At 65.2% G+C, this 19,651-nt stretch carries 15 protein-coding genes; all 15 read left to right on the forward strand.

Annotated features, from left to right (window positions below; genetic code table 11):
• Positions 1-5 precede the first annotated feature (5 nt).
• The 15 genes from hypA to FBZ90_RS19235 all read left to right on the forward strand — a co-directional run bounded on the left by hypA (position 6) and on the right by FBZ90_RS19235 (position 17,197).
• Positions 6-338 (forward strand): hydrogenase maturation nickel metallochaperone HypA, encoded by a 333-nt coding sequence (hypA, locus tag FBZ90_RS19165; protein WP_246130504.1) that lies wholly within the window; start codon positions 6-8, stop codon positions 336-338.
• Positions 338-1,252, forward strand: coding sequence for a hydrogenase nickel incorporation protein HypB (hypB, locus tag FBZ90_RS19170; RefSeq protein WP_145734612.1), 915 nt, complete (start codon positions 338-340; stop codon positions 1,250-1,252). Before hypA ends, hypB begins: the two co-directional genes overlap by 1 nt.
• Before the next feature lie 12 nt (positions 1,253-1,264).
• A complete protein-coding gene (locus FBZ90_RS19175; protein WP_145734579.1) occupies positions 1,265-1,537 on the forward strand; it encodes a HypC/HybG/HupF family hydrogenase formation chaperone in 273 nt (90 codons plus the stop codon).
• Positions 1,534-2,676, forward strand: a complete 1,143-nt coding sequence (gene hypD / locus FBZ90_RS19180; RefSeq protein ID WP_145734580.1) for a hydrogenase formation protein HypD — start codon at positions 1,534-1,536, stop codon at positions 2,674-2,676. The genes FBZ90_RS19175 and hypD overlap by 4 nt, the downstream gene beginning before the upstream one ends.
• Complete coding sequence (hypE, locus tag FBZ90_RS19185; RefSeq protein ID WP_145734581.1) at positions 2,673-3,701, forward strand: hydrogenase expression/formation protein HypE; 1,029 nt, start codon at positions 2,673-2,675, stop codon at positions 3,699-3,701. The genes hypD and hypE overlap by 4 nt, the downstream gene beginning before the upstream one ends.
• Positions 3,702-3,713: 12 nt before the next feature.
• Positions 3,714-5,240, forward strand: coding sequence for a sigma-54-dependent transcriptional regulator (locus FBZ90_RS19190; protein ID WP_145734582.1), 1,527 nt, complete (start codon positions 3,714-3,716; stop codon positions 5,238-5,240).
• Positions 5,241-5,243: 3 nt separating this feature from the next.
• Positions 5,244-6,584: a sensor histidine kinase gene (locus FBZ90_RS19195; RefSeq protein ID WP_145734583.1), complete on the forward strand. Its 1,341-nt coding sequence runs from the start codon at positions 5,244-5,246 to the stop codon at positions 6,582-6,584.
• Entirely contained in the window at positions 6,568-7,593 is a 1,026-nt protein-coding gene (locus FBZ90_RS19200; protein ID WP_145734584.1) for an NADH-quinone oxidoreductase subunit B family protein, read from the forward strand. The genes FBZ90_RS19195 and FBZ90_RS19200 overlap by 17 nt, the downstream gene beginning before the upstream one ends.
• Positions 7,590-9,044 (forward strand): nickel-dependent hydrogenase large subunit, encoded by a 1,455-nt coding sequence (locus tag FBZ90_RS19205; protein WP_145734585.1) that lies wholly within the window; start codon positions 7,590-7,592, stop codon positions 9,042-9,044. Before FBZ90_RS19200 ends, FBZ90_RS19205 begins: the two co-directional genes overlap by 4 nt.
• The gene (hypF, locus tag FBZ90_RS19210) at positions 9,044-11,347 is read left to right on the forward strand and encodes a carbamoyltransferase HypF (RefSeq protein WP_145734586.1); all 2,304 of its coding nucleotides are present in this window, start codon (positions 9,044-9,046) and stop codon (positions 11,345-11,347) included. The genes FBZ90_RS19205 and hypF overlap by 1 nt, the downstream gene beginning before the upstream one ends.
• 286 nt (positions 11,348-11,633) lie before the next feature.
• Complete coding sequence (locus FBZ90_RS19215) at positions 11,634-13,826, forward strand: type I secretion system permease/ATPase (protein ID WP_145734587.1); 2,193 nt, start codon at positions 11,634-11,636, stop codon at positions 13,824-13,826.
• On the forward strand, positions 13,816-15,312 hold the full coding sequence (locus tag FBZ90_RS19220) for an HlyD family type I secretion periplasmic adaptor subunit (protein ID WP_145734588.1): 1,497 nt from the start codon (positions 13,816-13,818) through the stop codon (positions 15,310-15,312). Before FBZ90_RS19215 ends, FBZ90_RS19220 begins: the two co-directional genes overlap by 11 nt.
• A gap of 3 nt (positions 15,313-15,315) precedes the next feature.
• Positions 15,316-15,876 carry a tetratricopeptide repeat protein gene (locus FBZ90_RS19225; RefSeq protein ID WP_145734589.1) on the forward strand — a complete coding sequence of 187 codons (561 nt, stop codon included), beginning with the start codon at positions 15,316-15,318 and terminating at the stop codon, positions 15,874-15,876.
• Positions 15,867-16,382, forward strand: coding sequence for a toxin-activating lysine-acyltransferase (locus tag FBZ90_RS19230; protein ID WP_211102179.1), 516 nt, complete (start codon positions 15,867-15,869; stop codon positions 16,380-16,382). The genes FBZ90_RS19225 and FBZ90_RS19230 overlap by 10 nt, the downstream gene beginning before the upstream one ends.
• A 5-nt stretch (positions 16,383-16,387) precedes the next feature.
• Positions 16,388-17,197, forward strand: a complete 810-nt coding sequence (locus FBZ90_RS19235) for a hypothetical protein (protein WP_145734590.1) — start codon at positions 16,388-16,390, stop codon at positions 17,195-17,197.
• Positions 17,198-19,651 lie beyond the last annotated feature (2,454 nt).

A 19,651-nucleotide genomic window follows, 5' to 3' on the forward strand; every position in this document is an offset into this window, starting at 1 on the left:
ATGAAATGGCCATCTGCGAAAACATCCGCACCCTGATCGAGGAGCAGGCTCGCACCCAGCACTTCAGTCGCGTGGACAGGGTGTGTCTGGAAATCGGCGCCCTGTCCGGCGTGGAGGTGGAGGCGTTGCGCTTCGGCTTCGATGTCGTGATGCGCGGCAGCGTGGCAGCCGACGCCCGGCTGGAGATCGTCGAGACCGCCGGCACCGCCTGGTGCCTGCCCTGCGCCGTGACCGTGTCCATCGGCCGGCGTTATGACCCTTGTCCCCGCTGCGGCTCGCACCAGGTGCAGGTGACGGGCGGGGAAGAGATGAAGATACGCGAACTGGAGGTGACGTGATGTGTACGGTCTGTGGATGCGGCGAGGGCCAGGTCAAGATCGAGGCCGATCCTCATGGCCATGATCACCACCATCATGGACATCACCATGATCACGGGCATGACCACGATCATGATCACCACCATCACCATCATCACCATCATGACCATGATCATCACCACCACGGTGCGGATGGGACGTTGGACTATGGCGCGGGGCCCGCGGGCACGGCCGTTCCAGGCATGAGCCAGGCGCGCCTAATCCAGCTTGAGGCCGACATCCTGGGCAAGAACAACGGCTATGCCGCCGCCAACCGCGCGCGGTTCGCCAAGGCCGGCATCCTGGCGCTGAACCTGGTGTCCAGCCCCGGGTCGGGCAAGACCACGCTGCTGTGCCGGACCCTGGCCCTGCTGGCGGGCGAGTTCCCCTGCGCGGTCATCGAGGGCGACCAGCAGACCAGCGCCGATGCCGACCGCATCCGGGCCACGGGCGCCCCCGCCATCCAGATCAACACCGGCAAGGGCTGCCACCTGGACGGGCACATGGTGGGCCATGCCGTGGACCACCTGAACCCGCCCGACGCCTCCGTGCTGTTCATCGAGAATGTCGGCAACCTGGTTTGCCCGGCGGCCTTCGACCTGGGGGAGGCGCATAAGGTGGCCATCCTGTCGGTGACGGAGGGGGAGGACAAGCCCCTGAAATACCCCGATATGTTCGCCGCCGCCGATCTGGTGCTGATCAACAAGACGGACCTGCTGCCCCATCTCGACTTCGATGTGGATTTGGCCATGGCCAATGCGCGCAAGGTCAATCACCGGGTGCGCCTGCTGCAGGTTTCCGCCCGTACGGGCGAAGGCATGGCGGCCTGGCTGGACTGGATCCGGGGCGCCCGCCTGATGGCCCTGTCCGGCCGACCATCCCAGGCGGCGGAATAGGGGAGGGGGATCATGTGCCTCGCCATTCCCGCCTTGGTGACCGCGCTGCATGACGGCGCGATGGCCAGCGTCTCGGTCGGCGGCATCGCCAAGCAGGTTTCCGTTGCCCTGCTGGAGGAGGTGGCGGTCGGGGACTACGTGCTGCTGCACGTCGGCTACGCCCTGCACCGCGTCAGTGAGGAAGAGGCGCGGCGCACCCTGGCCATGATGGCCGAGGCGGGGCTGCTGCAGGCTGAGGTGGCGGACATGGGCGGGACGGCGGACAGCGCGGGGGTGGGGGCATGAAATACGTCGACGAATTTCGCGACCGCGACCTGGCGCGCACCCTGGCCACCGCCATCGCCGCAGCGGCCGACCCGGCGCGCGACTATAATTTCATGGAATTTTGCGGTGGGCACACCCACGCCATTTTCCGCTATGGCGTGCAGGATCTGGTGCCGGCCAACGTGCGCTTCGTTCATGGCCCCGGCTGCCCCGTCTGTATCCTGCCGGCCCGTCGCCTGGACGATGCCATCGAACTGGCGGAGCGGCACGGCGTGATCCTGTGCAGCTATGGCGACATGCTGCGCGTGCCGGGCACCGGCCGGCGGTCGCTGCTGAAGGCCAAGGCCGACGGTGCCGACATCCGCATGGTCTATTCGACGCTGGACGCGCTGGACATCGCCCGCGCCAATCCGGGGCGCGAGGTGGTCTTCTTGGGCATCGGGTTCGAGACCACGACGCCGCCCAGCGCGGCCGCCATCGCCCAGGCCCAGGCGGAGGGCATCGGAAACTTTTCCGTCTTCTGCAACCATGTGCTGACCCCGCCGGCCATCCGCCACATTCTGGAAGCACCCGAGATCGACCCCAGCCAGGCCGCCCGCCTGGACGGCTTCCTCGGACCGTCGCACGTCAGCGCGGTCATCGGCTCCCGGCCCTATGAGTTCCTGGCCGCCCGCTATGCCAAGCCGGTGGTCATTGCCGGCTTTGAGCCGCTGGACGTGATGCAGTCGGTCCTGATGCTGATCCACCAGGTGAACGAGGGCCGGGTGGCGGTGGAGAACCAATACACCCGGGTGGTGACGCGGGACGGCAACGCCAAGGCGCAGGAACTGGTGGCCCGCATCTTCGAGCTGAGGCCCAGCTTCGAATGGCGCGGCCTGGGCAGTGTGCCGGACAGCGCGCTGGCCATCCGGGCGGACTATGCCGCCTTCGACGCCGAGAAGCGCTTCACCCTCAGCGAAAAGCAGAGCCGCGAGACCAAGTCCTGCGAATGCCCGGCCATCCTGCGCGGCGTGAAGAAGCCGAAGGACTGCAAGCTGTTCGGCAAGGCCTGCACGCCGGAAACCCCCATGGGCGCCTGCATGGTCTCCTCCGAAGGGGCGTGCGCCGCTTACTGGACCTACCGGCGGATGGAAACCCTGGCGGAGATGGCGGCCGAATGACCACCCCGCCCCCCGATCTTTCCGGTGCCGTGGACATGAGCCACGGCGGTGGCGGCCGGGCCATGGCGCGCCTGATCCGCGACATTTTCCTGCGGCACCTGGCGAACCCTCTGCTGGACCAGGGGCATGACGCCACCCGTCTGGACGTCGGGTCCGGCCGCATCGCGGTGACGACCGATGCCCACGTCATCTCACCCCTGTTCTTTCCCGGCGGCGATATCGGATCGCTGGCGGTGCACGGCACGCTGAACGACCTGGCCATGGCTGGCGCCCGCCCGATGGCGCTGACCGCCGCCTTCATCATCGAGGAAGGCTTTCCCCTGGCGGACCTGGACCGTATCGCCGCCAGCATGGGGCGGGCGTCCCGCGATGCTGGCGTGCCCGTGGCGACGGGCGACACCAAGGTGGTGGAGCGCGGCAAGGGCGACGGCGTCTTCATCACCACCAGCGGCATCGGCGTGGTGCCGGAGGGGGTGGACATAAGCCCCCGCCGGCTGTCTCCCGGGCAGGTGATCCTGCTGTCCGGTCCCGTCGGCGACCATGGCATCGCCATCCTGTCCAAGCGCCAGGGTCTGGAATTTGGCACGGAGATCCGGTCCGACAGCGCCGCCCTGCACCGCATGGTGGCCGATATGATCGCGGCGGTTCCGGGTGTCGCTGTCCTGCGCGACCCCACCCGGGGCGGCCTGTCCGCCACGCTGAACGAACTGGCCAACGCCGCCGGCGTGGGTATGCAGCTGGAGGAGCGGGCCATCCCGGTCCGGCCCGAGGTGGCGGCGGCCTGCGAACTGCTGGGCCTCGACCCCCTCAATGTCGCCAATGAGGGCAAGCTGGTCTGCGTGTGCGAGCCGGGGGATGCGGAGACGCTGCTGGCCGTGATGCGCGACCATGCGGAAGGCCGTGACGCGGCACGGATCGGTCATGTTACCGTGGACCGGCCCGGTTTCGTCCGCATGACGACCGCCATCGGCGGCCAGCGCGTGGTCGATTGGCTTTCAGGCGAACAGCTTCCGCGTATCTGCTAGCGGAGAGGAGCGATGGCCGAGTCTTCCACCGATCTGCCCACCATCCTGATCGTCGATGACGAGTTGCGCTCCCTTGAATCGCTGCGGCGCATCCTGGAGGAGGATTTCGAGGTGTTGACCGCCGCCAGCACCGTCGAGGCCGAGCGGCGCTTGGCCGACCATCTGGTGCAGGTCGTGCTGTGCGACCAGCGTATGCCGGAACGCACCGGTGTGGAATTCCTGACGGAGGTGAAGGAGCGCTGGCCGGATGTGGTCCGCATGATCATTTCGGGCTACACCGACGCCCACGACATCATCGACGGCATCAACCAGGCGGGCATCTTCCAGTACATCACCAAGCCCTGGCACCCCGAGAACCTGCTGCTGACGCTCAAGGGGGCCTGCCGCCTCTACACGCTGCAGCGGCAGAATGAGCTGCTGGCGGTGGAAATGAAGATGCTGCCGGCCGCCGCCTCCCGCGTGGTGGGGGAGCGGAAGGAGAAGCTGCGCCGCGCCTACAATGTCGATGACGGCATCGTCCGCGCCAAGGGCAGCCCCATGGAGGTGGTGTGCGGCAGCCTGGCGCAGGTGGCGCCCTTCGACGTGCCGGTCCTGCTGTTCGGTTCCTCCGGCACGGGCAAGGAGCTGGCGGCGCGCGCCCTGCATTACGGCTCCCTGCGCTGGAACCAGCCCTTCGTGGTGGAGAACTGCGGCGCCTTGCCCGACGAGCTGCTGGAAAGCGAGCTGTTCGGGCATAAGAAGGGCGCCTTCACCGGCGCCATCGAGGATCATGTCGGCCTGTTCGAGCGGGCGGACGGCGGCACCGTCTTCTTGGATGAGATCGGCGAGGTCTCCCCCGCCTTCCAGGTCAAGCTGTTGCGCGTGTTGCAGGAGGGGGAGATCCGGCCGCTGGGCGGTTCCCGCACCCGTAAGGTGGATGTCCGTGTGATCGCCGCGACCAACAAGGATTTGGAGGAGGAGGTGCGGGCCAAGCGCTTCCGCGCCGACCTGTTCTATCGCCTGGCCGGAATGATCATCCGCCTGCCCGACCTGAAGGACCGCAAGGGCGACCTGCCCCTGTTGGTGGAGGCGCTGCTGGACCGGGCCATGGCGCAGATGGGCAAGCGTGTCCCTGGCATTTCGCCGGAGGCGCTGGAGTGTCTCGCCCGCTACGACTGGCCCGGCAATGTCCGCGAGCTGCAGAATGAGGTGCAGCGCATGGTGGTGCGCGGCACCGAGGGGCGGCGGCTGGAGGCGGATCTGCTGTCCCCCCACATCCTGCGAGCGGAACCGCAGGGGGCCGGGGCCCGCGAGGATGACTTCACCGACATCGCCGGCCTGGCCGGCGACCTGCGCGAGCGGGTCAGCGCCATGGAGGCGCGCATCATCCGCGAGACGCTGATCCGCCACCGCTGGAACAAGAGCCAGGCGGCGCGGGAACTGGGGCTGTCGCGCGTGGGCCTGCGCGCCAAGCTGGAACGCTATGGGCTTGAGAATGTCCACCCTCTGGCTCCCCCTGCGGCGCCCCCTGGGGTGCCCAAGCGCATGGCGGGGGGCTGAGCCATGGGCAGCCATGACCCCGCGCTGCCCTTCGGGGGCGCGCCGCCCGATGCGGATGGCGAGGGCGAGCAGCTGTGGATCGACGTCATCCGCCGCATGGATGTCGTCTACAGCGACCTTGTGGCCTCGCAAGTGGCGCTGGAGGAACAGAACCAGCGCCTGCAGCAGGCGCGTGACTTCATGCAGTCGGTCCTGAGCGCCATGAACGACGTCCTGATCGTGTGCGATGCCGCCGGCGCGGTGTTGCGGGTCAACGCCGCGCTGACGACGGCCCTGGGGCGGGAGGAAGCCGACCTGTTGGCCGCCCCCCTGCTGGATCTGTTCGACCCCGCCGACCACGCCGATATCCGGGCCTGCCTGGCCAACGGGCAACCGATCGAGGACAAGAGCTGGCACCTGCTGGCCGCGGATGGCCAGCGGGCGGCCGTGTCCGTCAATGGCGCCCCCCGCCGGGACGCGCGGGGCCGGTATGCCGGCATGGTGCTGGCCGGCCGGCCCATCGGTGAACTGCTGCGTGCCTATCGGGACCTGGACAAGGCCCACCAGCGCCTGCGCCAGACCCAGCAGCAGTTGCTGACATCGGAAAAGATGGCGGCGCTGGGCCGGCTGGTGGCCGGGGTGGCGCACGAACTCAATAACCCCATCAGCTTCGTCTTCGGCAACATGTACGCGCTGAAGCGCTACGGCGCCGCCATCACCGGCTATCTGGCCGCTATCGACGCCGGCAAGCCGCCGGCGGAGCTGGCGGCCCTGCGTGACAGCCTGCGCATCGACAAGGTGTTGGCCGACATCGGCCCCCTGGTGGACGGTACCCTGGAAGGGGCGGAGCGGGTGCGCGACATCGTGCAGGACCTGAGGCGCTTCTCCTCCAACCAGCGGGAGGAGCCGGAGGCGTTCAACCTGGTCCGCCTGATCCACACCGCTATTGATTGGGTGATCAAGGCCCAGCGCACCAAGCCGGAACTGCGGCTCGAGCTGCCGCCGCAGGTGGAGGTGGTGGGCCGGAAGGGCCAGCTGCATCAGATCCTGGTCAATCTCATGCAGAACGCCGTGGATGCCGTGGAGGGCCGCGATGGGGCGCTCATTCGGATCACGGCGGGGCAGCAGGACGGCTGGGTCGTGCTGACGGTCAGCGACAACGGCCCCGGCGTGCCACCGGAGAACCAGAACAAGATCTTCGAGCCCTTCTTCACGACCAAGCCCATTGGCAGCGGCACGGGCCTGGGCCTGTATGTCAGTTACAACATGGCGGAAAAGGTGGGGGGAAGCCTGAGCTATGCGGATGCGGAAGGGGGCGGTGCCACCTTCACCCTCAAGGTGCCGGTCGATGACCGCGGTCTCTGACCCTGCCCGTCCGCTGCGGCTCCTGTGGCTGCAATCCGGCGGCTGTGGTGGCTGCACCCTGTCCCTGCTGGGGGCGGAGAAGCCGGATCTGCTGACCGCGCTGGCGGCGGCCAATGTCGAGCTGCTGTGGCACCCCTCCCTCAGCGAGGCGACGGGTGCGGAGGCGCGGGCCATACTGGAGGCCGCGGCCGGCGACGGGCCGCCGGTGGATATCCTGTGCCTGGAGGGATCGGTGATCAACGGGCCGGGCGGCACCGGCCGGTTCCACCTCATGGCGGGGACGGGCAAGCCCATGCGCGACTGGGTCGCCGCCATCGCCCGGCGGGCCGGTTACGTGGTGGCCGTGGGCAGTTGCGCCGCCTTCGGGGGCGTCACCGCCGCCGGCGGCAATGAGGTGGAGGCGTGCGGCCTGGCCTATGACGGGACCCGGGCGGGCGGCCTTCTGGGCGCGGACTTCCGCTCCGCCCGGGGCTTGCCTGTCATCAACATCGCCGGCTGCCCCATCCATCCCGGCTGGTTCACCGACACCCTGCTGCAGATCGGCGCCGGCACCTTGAGCGCGGCCGACCTTGATGAGTGGGAGCGCCCCCTGGCCTATACCGCCCATCTGGTCCACCATGGCTGCGCCCGCAATGAATTTTATGAGTTCAAGGCCAGTGCCGAGCAGCCGGGCGACCTGGGCTGCATGATGGAGAATTTGGGCTGCAAGGGCACCCAGGCGCGGGCTGACTGCAACATCCGGCCCTGGAATGGCGGCGGTTCCTGCCTGGACGGCAACTACGCCTGCATCAACTGCACGGCCCCGGGGTTCGAGGAGCCGGGCCACGCCTTCGCCGTCACACCCAAGCTGGCGGGCATCCCCATCGGCCTGCCGACGGACATGCCCAAGGCCTGGTTCGTGGCGCTGGCCTCCCTGTCCAAGGCGGCGACGCCCAAGCGGCTGCGCGACAACGCCGCGCGGCCCACGCCCGCCGTTCTTCCCCATGACAAGCGCAAGGACAGCGCATGAGCCGCCTGATCGTCGGTCCGTTCAACCGTGTCGAGGGGGACCTGGAGGTGCGGTTGGACATCAGCGCCGGCATGGTGGCCGACGCCCGTGTCGTCTCCCCGCTGTATCGTGGGTTCGAGGCCATGCTGGTGGGCAAGCCGGCGCTGGATGCGCTGGTCTACGCGCCGCGCATCTGCGGCATCTGTTCCGTGTCCCAGTCGCTGGCGGCGGCGCGCGCGTTGGCGGCGTCCGGTTCCGTCCCTGTGCCCGCCAATGGGGGGCTGGCTGTCAATCTGATCCATGCGGTCGAGAACGTCGCCGACCACCTGACCCACTTCTACCTGTTTTTCATGCCGGACTTCGCCCGCGCCGTCTACGCCGGCGAACCTTGGCATGCCGACGCGGCGGCGCGGTTCGCGGCGGTGAAGGGCACAGCCGCCCAGGACTTCCTGCCCGCCCGGGCGGAGCTGATGAACCTGCTGGGCATCCTGGCCGGTAAATGGCCCCATACCTTGGCGATCCAACCGGGGGGATCGACACGCGCCGTTTCGCGGGCCGAGCTGGCGCGGCTGGGCGCCCTGCTGGCCGCCTTCCGCCGTTTCCTGGAACGCGTCCTGTTCGCCGATGCGCTGGAGGCGGTGGCGGCCTTGTCGACCCGCGACGCTTTGCTGGCCTGGGCGGAGGCGAGGGCCGCGCGAGGTGACGTCGCCCGCTTCGTCCTTCTGTCGCAGGCGACGGGCCTGAACCGTCTGGGTCGCACCGACCTGCGACACATGAGCTTCGGCGCCTATCCGTCATCCGACGGGCCCTTGTTCCCGCGCGGCCTGTTCCGGCGGGGCGTTGGCGGCGTGCTGCCGGTGGACCGTATTACCGAGGATGTCAGCCACGCCTGGTATCAGCCCGCCCCCGACGGCGCGCCGCGTTCCCCCCGCGACCTGGGCCCCCCGCCCGACGCGACGCGGGACGACGCCTATTCCTGGTGCAAGGCGCCGCGCCTGGAAGGGGAGGTGGCGGAGGTGGGCGCCCTGTCGCGCCAACTGGTGGCCGGCCACCCGCTGCCCCGTGACCTGGTGGCGCGGGATGGGGCGACGGTCGAGGCGCGGGTGGTGGCGCGGCTGCTGGAGGTCGCCCTGGTCACCATGGCCATGGAGCGCTGGCTGCGCGCCATCGATCCGGCGGCCCCCTTCATTGACCATGCACCCCTGCCGGCGGCGGGTGAGGGGGCCGGCCTGACGGAAGCCGCCCGGGGCTCGCTGGGCCACTGGGTGAACATCCAGGGCGGGCGCATCGCCAACTACCAGATCATCGCCCCCACAACCTGGAACTTCTCCCCCCGCGACGCCGCCGGCACGCCGGGGCCGTTGGAGCAAGCGCTGCGCGGCGCCCCCGTGCGGGAGGGCGAGAGTGAGCCGGTGGCCGTGCAGCACATCGTCCGTTCCTTTGATCCGTGCATGGTCTGCACGGTGCATTGATGGTGGCGCGTCGCATCCGCGTGCGGGGCCTGGTGCAGGGGGTGGGGTTCCGGCCCCATGTCTGGCGCCTGGCGCGGGCGCTGGACATCGCCGGCAGCGTCGCCAACGACGGGGAGGGCGTGGTCATCCACGCCTGGGGGGATGCCGCCACCCTGGACGGTTTCCAGAACCGGCTGCGCGACGGGGCGCCACCCCTGGCGCGCATCGACAGCGTCCAGGCCTGGCCCCATGACGGCCCGGCGCCCTGTGGCTTCACCATCGCCGTCAGTGCCACTGGAACCGTGCGGACGGGCGTCGTGCCCGACGCCGCCACCTGCCCCGCCTGCCGGGCGGAGCTGTTCGACCCTGCCGACCGGCGCCAGGGCTATGCCTTCGGCAACTGCACCCATTGCGGGCCCCGGCTGTCCATCGTCCGCGCCATCCCTTATGACCGCGCCAACACGGCCATGGCGGCGTTCCCGATGTGCCCGGACTGCGCCGCCGAATACGCGAACCCCGCCGACCGCCGCTTCCACGCCCAGCCGACGGCCTGCCCTGCCTGCGGCCCCCGGCTGTGGCTGGAACCCGCCCCGGACGCGGGAACGGACCCGTTGGATGCGGCCGTGGCGCTGCTGCGGGCGGGCGGCATCGTCGCCATCAAGGGCATCGGCGGTTTCCATCTGGCCTGTGATGCCACCAACACCAAGGCGGTGGTGGAATTACGGCGGCGCAAGGCGCGCGATGCCAAGCCCTTCGCCCTGATGGCCCGGTCGGTGGACGAGGTCGGGCGGTATTGCCAACTGGACGATACCGCCAGCACCCTGCTGCTGTCGCCTGCGGCGCCTATCGTGCTTCTGCCCCGGCGGCCCGATGGCCCGCCGCTGCCGGATGGATTGGCGCCAGACCAGGATCATCTGGGCTTCATGCTGCCCTATACGCCCCTGCATCACCTGCTGCTGGCGCGCTTGGACGGCCCCCTGGTGATGACCTCCGGCAACCGGTCGGATGAGCCGCAGGTGATCACCAATGACGAGGCGAGGGATCGCCTGGCCGGATTGGCCGACGCCTGGCTGATGCACGACCGCGCCATCCTCAACCGCCTGGACGACAGCGTCGTCGCCATCCCCTCCGGGGCGCCCGTCATCCTGCGCCGGGCGCGGGGCTATGCCCCGGCGCCGCTGCCCCTGCCGCCGGGCTTCGATGGCCTGCCGCCCACCCTGGCCATGGGCGGGGAACTGAAGGCCACCTTTTGCCTGGTGCGGGAGGGGCAGGCCATCCTGTCGCAGCATATCGGCGATCTGGAGAACGCGGCCGCCCTTGACGATTACCGCGCCCTGCTGCGCCTTTATCGCGACCTGTTCGATTTCACGCCGGCGGTCATCGCGGTCGACGCGCATCCGGACTATCTCTCGACCACGCTGGGCGCCGCGCTGGCCCAGGAATGCGGCGCCCGGTTGGTGCCCGTGGGACACCATCATGCCCATATGGCTGCCTGCCTGGTCGATGGCGGCATCGGCCTGGCGGAAGGCGGAGAGGGCGCCCTTGGTGTGATCCTCGACGGGCTTGGCCTCGGTACCGACGGGACGCTTTGGGGCGGTGAGATCTTGCGCGGGGGATATCGCGGCGTGGTCCGGGCCGCCCATATCGCCCCCGTCGCCCTGCCCGGCGGGGCGGCGGCGATGCGGGAGCCGTGGCGCAACCTGGTCGCCCAACTGCGCCATGCCTTTGGGCCTACGTGGCGGGACCAGGCGGCCCCGGTGTTGGATCGCCTGCCCGTCCCCGCGTCCGTGGGCGTGCTCGAGCGCATGATGGAGACGGGCACCAACGCGCCGCCCTGTTCCTCGGCGGGCCGGTTGTTCGATGCCGTTGCGGCGGCACTGGGCATCCACGCCGCGCGCATCGGGCACGAGGCTCAGGCCGCTATGGCGCTGGAGGCGCTGGCGCGCCCGCATGTCGTCGCCGCCTGCCCCTATCCGGTGGCGTTGGCCCCGGGTGACCCCCTGGTGGTCGGATGGCGGCCGATGTGGCAGGCGCTGCTGGCCGACCTTCAGGCTGGGGAGCCGCCGGGACTGATTGCCGCCCGTTTCCATCTGACGGTTGCCGATGCCTTGGTCAGTGCCGCGCTGCGCCTGGGCGCGGGGCCGGGAACCCTGGTGCCGCTGTCGGGTGGGGTTCCGCAGAACCACATTATCCTGGCGGAGATCCAGGCCCGCCTGAAAACCGCCGGTTGCCGGCCGATAGCGCACCGGCAGGTACCGGCCAACGACGGCGGCTTGGCGCTGGGGCAGGCCGTGCTCGCCGCCCTCATGGCATCTGCCGGGTAACGTCATCATCGGCGATAGGGGCCGATTCGCGCACTACTGGTGCCGGCAGGTCTGAGGGCAGGCTTCCGCGGCTAGTTCCTCTGGTTTAGAGCCGCCATGTTCAATACCGATCTCATCATTGGGGTGCGGCATGGTGTCGCGTGTCCGAGTGCCGCGTCGGTGCCAGTATTAACGGCCTATGAACCGAAATTAAATTAGCAGTGGCGCAAATTTTATTGTTTGCCCTATTGAGTACGCCTAATTAGGTAACAGATCGGACATAACCTGGCAGGGAAGTCTCGGTCTCGTGCAACCCACAAATCCCACCCATTCGGCGGAGGGGGCCGCCCCGTCGCCGCAGGTCAATGGCGGGCTTGAGTGCCTGCGCGCCGTTTTGGGCTTTCACGGCCTGGCGGCGGATGTGGGGCAGTTGCGCCACGCCACGGGCACGGCGGCGGCGCTGACCCCGGCGGAGCTGGTGCGCCTGGCGCGGCGCCAGGGGTTGAACGCGCGCGAGGTGACCAGCGCCTGGGACCGATTGCCGGCCCTGTCCCTTCCGGCCATCGCCGTGCTGGCGGACGGCGGCTACGCCGTGCTGGCGCGCATCGCCGACGACCGCGCCTTGCTGCTGGACCCGGCGACCGGCAACCCCGCCGTCTGGGGCAAGGCGGAGTTCGAGGCGCGGTGGAGTGGCCGGCTGATCCTGGCCACCAAGCGCCTGTCCTTGAGCGACCTGGGCCGCCGCTTCGACCTCGGCTGGTTCCTGGCGGCCATGGTCAAGTACCGCTGGATTTTGGGCGAGGTGCTGGTCGCCAGCCTGTTCCTGCAGCTGTTCGCGCTGGTGACGCCGCTGTTCTTCCAGGTGGTGGTGGACAAGGTGCTGGTGCACCGGGGCCTCAGCACCCTGGACGTGCTGGTCTTCGGCCTGGTGGCCGTCTCGATCTTCGAGACGGTGCTGTCGGGCTTGCGCACCCATGTCTTCAGCCACACCACCAACCGCATCGATGTGGAGCTGGGTGCCCGCCTGTTCCGCCATCTGCTGGGCCTGCCGCTGGCCTATTTCGCCAGCCGGCGGGTGGGCGACAGCGTGGCCCGGGTGCGCGAGCTGGAGACCATCCGCAACTTCATCACCGGCTCGGCCCTGACCCTGGTGGTGGACCTGGTGTTCACCGTGGTGTTCGTCGCCGTCATGTTCGCCTATTCCGGCTGGCTGACGGCCATCGTGCTGCTGTCGCTGCCGCTCTACGCCGCCATCAGCATGGGCGCGGGCCCGGTCTTCCGCCGCCGCCTGGATGAGAAGTTCCGCCGGGGGGCTGAGAACCAGGCCTTCCTGGTGGAGGCGGTGGGCGGTATCGAGACCGTGAAGGCCATGGCGGTGGAGCCGCAGCTGCAACGCAAGTGGGAGGAGCAGCTGGCCGGCTACGTCCAGGCCTCCTTCCGGGTGGCCAGCCTGGGCAACGTGGCCAGCCAGGCCATCCAGCTGGTGTCCAAGCTGGTGTCGGCCGGTATCCTCTACTTCGGCGCCGGGGCGGTGATCGCCGGCAAGATGACGGTGGGGGAGCTGATCGCCTTCAACATGCTGGCGGGGCGGGTCAGCCAGCCGGTGCTGCGCCTGGCGCAGCTGGGGCAGGACTTCCACCAGGCCAAGCTGTCGGTGGACAGGCTGGGCGACATCCTGAACACGCCGACGGAGCCGCAGGCCCGGCCCGGCCAGACGGCGCTGCCCCACCTGAAGGGGGCCGTGGCGCTGGAGCATGTGCGCTTCCGCTACCGGCCGGACGCCGGGCCGGTGCTGGAGGACCTGTCCATCACCGTGCAGGCGGGGCAGAGCATCGGCATCGTCGGCCCCTCCGGCTCGGGCAAGAGCACGCTGACCAAGCTGCTGCAGCGCCTGTATGTGCCCGAGGCCGGCCGCGTGCTGGTGGACGGGGTGGACATCGCCCAGGTGGACGCCGCCTGGCTGCGCCGGCAGATCGGCGTGGTGCTGCAGGAGAACGTGCTGCTGAACGGCACGGTGCGGGAGAACATCGCCCTGGCCGATCCGGCCATGCCGCTGGAGCGGGTGATGCACGCCGCCCAGCTGGCCGGCGCGCACGAGTTCATCCTGGCGCTGACCCAGGGCTATGACACGGTGGTGGGGGAGCGGGGGGCCAGCCTGTCGGGCGGTCAGCGGCAGCGCATCGCCATCGCCCGCGCCCTGGTGACCGACCCGCGCATCCTGATCTTCGACGAGGCGACCAGCGCCCTGGATTATGAGAGCGAGCGGGTGGTGCAGCAGAACCTGGGCGCCATCAGCCGCAACCGCACCGTCTTCATCGTCGCCCACCGCCTGTCGGCCGTGCGCCATTGCGACCGTATCCTGACGTTGGAAGGCGGCCGGGTGGTTGAGGACGGCAGCCATGAGGAGCTGGTGCGCGCCGGCGGCCGCTACGCCACGCTGTACCACCTGCAACAGGGCGCCACCGCCGTCGTGCAACGGGGAGGGATCAATGTCGGCTGAGCCTTTGACCGCCGATCCCAGCCTGAAGCCCTTGGTCAAGCCCCCGGCACCCCCGAAGCGGCGCCGGGAGGAGCGGGAGTTCCTGCCCGCGGCCTTGGAGATCATGGACACGCCGGCCTCGCCCCTGGGGCGGGCCATCGGCGCCACCATCATCGGCTTCTTCACCCTGGCGGTGCTGTGGGCCTGCGTCGGCCACATCGACATCATCGCCACGGCCCCCGGCCGCATCGTGCCCTCGGGCCGGGTGAAGGTGGTGCAGCCCATGGACAGCGGCATCGTGACCGCCATCCAGGTGCAGGATGGCGACCATGTGACCGCCGGCCAGCCGCTGATCCTGCTGAATGCCACCACCACGGCGGCGGACCGCGACCGGGCGACGGCGGAGCTGATCCAGGCGCGGTTGGACGTGGCGCGGCTGACGGCGCTGCGCACCGGCCTGGACGGCACGGCCACGGCGCTCACGCATGCGGAGAAGGTGTTCGCCGCGCCCACGGGCGAACCCGCCATCACCCCCATCCTGGTGGAGCGCACGCGCGCCGCCCTGCGGGCCCAGGCCCAGGCGCAGGTGGCCAAGCTGGCGGCGCTGGATCAGCAGATCGCGCAGAAGGCGGCGGAGGCGGATGAGGTCACCGTGACCACCGCCAAGCTGACGGCCTCCACCGCCCTGCTGGCGCAGCAGGCGGACATCCGCCGCCAGCTGGTGGAAAAGGAATATGGCAGCAAGCTGACCTACCTGGATGTGCAGCAGCGCCTGGTGGAACAGCAGCACGAGCTGTCGGCCCAGACGCAGAAGGCGGCGGAGGTGGCGGCCGCCCGCCACGCGCTGGAGGGGCAGCGGGCCCAGGCGGTCAGCGACTTCGCCCACCAGGTGCTGGACGATCTGGCGACGGCCACGCAGAAGGCGGCGGAATATTCGCAGGACCTGATCAAGGCGGACCAGCACCTGGCGCAGCAGACGCTGACGGCGCCGCTGTCCGGCACGGTGCAGCAGCTGGCGGTGCACACGGTGGGCGGGGTGGTGACGCCGGCGCAGGGCCTGCTGGTCATCGTGCCCGACGACGTGCCCCTGGTGGTGGAGGCAAGCGTGGACAACCGCGACATCGGCTTCGTGCATCGGGGCCAGGAAGTAGAGATGAAGGTGGAGACCTTCACCTTCACCCGCTATGGCCTGGTGCACGGCCATGTGCTGGACGTCAGCCGCGACGCCGTGACGCCGGACCGCGACACCCCCACGGCCAGCAACAGCGCCCGGGCCCCTGGCGAGGACGCGACCAGCGCCGCTGACCGGCAGCGGGCCAGCACCACGCCCGTCTATGTGGCGCATATCGCGCTGGACCGCACCAGCCTGATGGTGGACGGGCGGGAGGAACGCCTGGCCACCGGCATGGCGGTGACGGCGGAGATCAAGACCGGCCGTCGCCGGGTGATCGACTATCTGCTCTCCCCCCTGGGCGAGTATGTGCATGACGGCTTGAGGGAGCGGTAAGCCATGCCCGGCCGCCCCATCCCCGCACGCGCGCCCACCCCGCCGGTCCCGGCGCTGGCGGCCCTGCTGCTGGCCGGCGCCCTGTCGGCCTGCGGCGGGGTGCGGGGCGATCCGCTGCTGGCGCTGTCCTGCCCGGCACCCACCGGCCCGGTGACGCCGTCCCAGGCCTATGACCGGCTGGACGTGGCGGCGCTGGAGGGGTTGGTGAAGGACAACGGCGTCGGCCCGGGGGATGGCCCCGGCGGCCGCGTCGTGGCCCGCGTGCTGGGCGAACGCTATCGCGCCGGCCGGGGCGTGCCCGCCGACCCGGCCAAGGCCCTGGCCTGGACACGGGCCGCCGCGGTGGTGGAGACGTCGACCACCCAGTTCATCGTGGCGCCGGCGGTGGGCAAACAGCCCAGCTACACCGTGCCGCTGAACCGCACGGTGCTGACCGGCGGCGACCCGGTGGCGCTGCTGGAACTGGGCACCCTGTATGCCCAGGGGCGGGGCGTGCCCAGGGATGAGGCCGTGGCCAAAGTGCTGTTAGAATGCGGGCGCAAAGGAACCCAACCATGGATGTGATGATGCCGACCGACACCGCCGCGCCCGAGGCCGCCCCAGGGGGCGCCGCCCCTGCTGCGCCCCCCGCCGCCCCGCCGCACACGGTCAGCCACATGTTCGGCGAGATCGTGTGGCTGCTGACCCAGTCGCCGATCCACCGCCACCTGAAGCTGGCGGACCTGGAATGGCTGGTGATGCCGCCCCTGCTGGCGGAGCAATACCGCATTTACCGCGATGGCACAAAGCCCGTGGGCGTCGTCACCTGGGGCTACCTCTCGGAAGAGGCCGAAGCCCGCCTGACCGCCGGCGAACGCCCGCAGGTAGGGGACTGGAAGTCCGGCGACCGCTGCTGGATCATCGATCTGGTGGCGCCGACCACCACCGCCGAAAACCTCTTGGCCGCCCGCATGCTGGATGATCTGCGCCAGACGGCGCTGAAGGGCAAGGCCTTCAAGCTGCAGCAGACCGACCCCAAGACGGGGGAGCGGAAGGTGGTGGAGGTTGGAGCGTTACAGGATTCGGAGTGAACAGCATGAGAAAGATATTTCTTGGAATAGGCGTGCTTTTGTTATCAGCTGCGTCTGCCGCATCTAGTGCAGATTTGAATGATCCAAAATATACAAAAATAAAAATAATGTATGGTGCCAACTATGACGTGTGCAATATTTTAAGGGACTTGTACCAAGTTAATGCTCAAAGAAAGATAGGTACGTCGGAATACTCTCCATATGTCATTGAGCGTTTGGCTGAGATATACAACAGCAAAAGGATAGAAGTTCCTAAAAACGAAGGTGGCAATTCTTCCTTAGTAAGCCCTGGATCTCTCCCGGAAGGGTGGTGGCATGACGCAATTTATAATATAGATATATTTGGCGACGGTCAAAAGAGAGTTGTTTATCTTAGACAGGATGCTTTTGGTGTCGCAGATCATATATCGAGAATCTGGGTGTTCAAACCAGGGGAAATTTTCTCTCCAATTTCGTATAGTTTCGAATATAGAAACCTGAAAATAAAATTTGATGAAGGAAAAATAGAATATTTTTTCTCTCAAGATATCTTAGATGCCATGGGCGACGCCGATATGATCGCGAAGCTGGCTCGGTACGGCAATATATCTCTTAATAATAGCGTAATTACCCTTAGAAATGGCGGAGTTAATGTGAGGACAGCTAATTTTATTATGAATATGATGGGAGGTGAGAAGCACATTATACGATTTGATGAAAAATATTTTATAGTATCTGGTCTTCCAGGGAAAGGTGACGCTATAGTTTATGCGGTAAGTAATCATAATTCTTCGGAAATTAGCTGCCTTCTTAAAAGAGAGCATGACGATATATAGGAGAAATGTGATATGAGTGATACGCCTAAGAATGTGATCGATCTAATCAAGCATTATGAAAGTAATGCTAATGGGCAGGCTTTTTATTACGAGCCATCAACACATACAATGAATTTTGCATACGGCACAAATCTGACCTCTGCTGCAGGCAGTACAGATGCGGATTTTTTGGCAATAATAAATGATGCGATTGGCGTCGCATCTAAACCAGCAAATTCGACATCGACATGGAAAACTTTAAGCAGGGGTACGTATAAAGACGGTAAGCTCACAGATGCTGAGGGGGCTGCTAACGCTAAACTTCTGAACACGGCATTTTCTGCGAGTGGCTTATCTTGGACAACTACAGGAACAACCGTTGTTACTGACATTGTCAATTTTTATCAAAAGAAAGTGGTTGCTCTTCTGGAGGCGAGTAATCGAGGTCGTGGTCAGGCTCTGTTCGATGCGCTTGGCGATAATCAAAAAATGGCCATCCTTGATATGGCCTACGGGAGTCTCGGATTGGTTGGCCCAAATGTGCGGGCCGCCATTAGAGATAAAGATTATGCCACCATAGCTTATGAGGCGGCGTTCAATTCGAACTCTGGTGATAGTTCATCTGATGTACGGTCTGGCCTAGAGTTGAGGCGGCTCGCAGACTCTGTTCTCGCCCTTGGAGGCACCGTCACCATTGACGGATATAATATGCTATCCGGCATTGATGTGAGTGCCGTAGATTCTGCTACATTGCAGTCCTTCCTTGTGAAGGTGTCCACTGCAAAGACTGTAAATGGACAATATAAAAAAGATGCAAATGGAAAAACACTTTTGGATTCAAATAATAAGCCAATTAACATAGATTCAGATGATGCAATAACCTCAGATGCATATATTAATCAGTTGTCAGATAACGTAAAATCAACATATAAATCCATAATAAAAAATACAGAGTCTGGATTGCTGGCCAAGTCTGGCATTTTTGTCTCGATGCAGTCTCAGTCTATACAAGATATATTGAGCGCTGTCAGTAGTGCCAGCTCTACGATACAGGTTGATGCTGCTGGCATTGCGGCTGTTAATGGGCTCGTTTCATCTGGTGACGTTGCGTCAACCCAAATTGGGGTGGGTAAAAGCCTTATTATTCCTGTATCAACTGTGGTAGGCTCTCCAACTCAGCTCATGAGCGACGGCCTTAACAACCGATCCTACGTCTACGACACTTATTCCAATAAAACCTATGCGATAGTTGCGGGCCAGAGTATCAATAAAAATGCTGTTGGCTCCCTAGTTGTCAGGGACAGTTCGAGTGATGTATCGAATATAGTCTCGAATGTAGTCCTGGCATCATTTGATCCTGGTACGATTTCCTCGATATCCAATAACGATGATATAACTGGAGCTTTCTCAATTACATTGAAAAATGACCAGGGTGTCGTCCGATTTGATAGAAGTTCTGGACAGGATGCGGTAACTATTGACTATCAAGGGCAAGTTAATAGATTGCCTTCTGGGGACAAAATTAGCGTCTCTAGAGACGGAATTCACATTTATGACGCGCAGGGCCATGCGGTAAATTTTGCTAATCTACCTGCAATTAAAAAGGCTAGCGCCTCAGATATTTATACAAACTATACTGCCCTGATTGGTGATCCGAATATGATCATCGCTGCTCTTAAGGCGGTGGGGTATGATGGGGATAACGCCACCTTTAAGTCTCTTATCAGTGCTGCGCCAATAGACAAACAACAACAATTGGCGCTCCCTGTCTCTAAGACTGATACGGGTGAGACTATACCCGAGATTATTGTAACACCCGATAAGTTGGTGACATCCGCAGTCGTGTCTGTGTCGGGACAGGATATTAATGTTGGTATTGTTTCTTCTGGTGGAGTTTCAGCACTGCTGTTTACAAAGCAGGTTGGGTCAACATCGTTGGTGGAATCTTATACCGTTAATCCTGATGGCTCTTTGTCAAAGCCTACAATTACATTCTCGACAAATCTACTGTCCGACAATCTGGATGGGCAGCAAATCGCTGGATTAAGTGCGCAAGTAACACAATCTTTGCGCGATATGGATTTTCAAGCCGGCGCTACTGTCCAGTTGTTGCCGGACTTTGGCGGAACGATTATCCAGGGTAAAGACGGGAATGGTCATAATGTATCCATTAACGTTACTGCAGATAATGTATTTATTAAAAAGGATGATGGAGATGGTGGATCAGATGTTAAAACTCCGCCAACAACTTTCTTCAAAGACGGATCTTCTCTGAAAGTTGATCCGACACTTCTGGACAAGATATCTAGTCCAGATGGTGTGGCCAGTATCGCCGGGGCTTTAGGGTCATCCATTGGGACGATTCTTGCTGGAGATAATCCGTTAGCACAGATAGGTGCCAGTGCAGCGCTTCAAACTATTGGGGAGGATTTTGGGCGCGCTATTGCAAATGATGCGAATACAAATCTGGCGACT

Origin of the sequence: Nitrospirillum pindoramense, assembly GCF_007827955.1 — a bacterium.
GTDB classification, from domain to species: Bacteria; Pseudomonadota; Alphaproteobacteria; order Azospirillales; family Azospirillaceae; genus Nitrospirillum; species Nitrospirillum amazonense_B.

What these genes read in the sequence shown, in the direction of transcription:
- hypB (WP_145734612.1), top strand. Translation starts at nt 338, where the DNA reads ATGTGTACGGTCTGTGGATGCGGCGAGGGCCAGGTCAAGATCGAGGCC.
- FBZ90_RS19205 (WP_145734585.1), top strand. Translation starts at nt 7,590, where the DNA reads ATGAGCCGCCTGATCGTCGGTCCGTTCAACCGTGTCGAGGGGGACCTG.
- hypE (WP_145734581.1), top strand. Translation starts at nt 2,673, where the DNA reads ATGACCACCCCGCCCCCCGATCTTTCCGGTGCCGTGGACATGAGCCAC.
- FBZ90_RS19195 (WP_145734583.1), top strand. Translation starts at nt 5,244, where the DNA reads ATGGGCAGCCATGACCCCGCGCTGCCCTTCGGGGGCGCGCCGCCCGAT.
- hypD (WP_145734580.1), top strand. Translation starts at nt 1,534, where the DNA reads ATGAAATACGTCGACGAATTTCGCGACCGCGACCTGGCGCGCACCCTG.
- FBZ90_RS19235 (WP_145734590.1), top strand. Translation starts at nt 16,388, where the DNA reads ATGAGAAAGATATTTCTTGGAATAGGCGTGCTTTTGTTATCAGCTGCG.
- hypA (WP_246130504.1), top strand. Translation starts at nt 6, where the DNA reads ATGGCCATCTGCGAAAACATCCGCACCCTGATCGAGGAGCAGGCTCGC.
- FBZ90_RS19230 (WP_211102179.1), top strand. Translation starts at nt 15,867, where the DNA reads ATGGATGTGATGATGCCGACCGACACCGCCGCGCCCGAGGCCGCCCCA.
- FBZ90_RS19220 (WP_145734588.1), top strand. Translation starts at nt 13,816, where the DNA reads ATGTCGGCTGAGCCTTTGACCGCCGATCCCAGCCTGAAGCCCTTGGTC.
- FBZ90_RS19225 (WP_145734589.1), top strand. Translation starts at nt 15,316, where the DNA reads ATGCCCGGCCGCCCCATCCCCGCACGCGCGCCCACCCCGCCGGTCCCG.
- FBZ90_RS19175 (WP_145734579.1), top strand. Translation starts at nt 1,265, where the DNA reads ATGTGCCTCGCCATTCCCGCCTTGGTGACCGCGCTGCATGACGGCGCG.
- FBZ90_RS19190 (WP_145734582.1), top strand. Translation starts at nt 3,714, where the DNA reads ATGGCCGAGTCTTCCACCGATCTGCCCACCATCCTGATCGTCGATGAC.
- hypF (WP_145734586.1), top strand. Translation starts at nt 9,044, where the DNA reads ATGGTGGCGCGTCGCATCCGCGTGCGGGGCCTGGTGCAGGGGGTGGGG.
- FBZ90_RS19200 (WP_145734584.1), top strand. Translation starts at nt 6,568, where the DNA reads ATGACCGCGGTCTCTGACCCTGCCCGTCCGCTGCGGCTCCTGTGGCTG.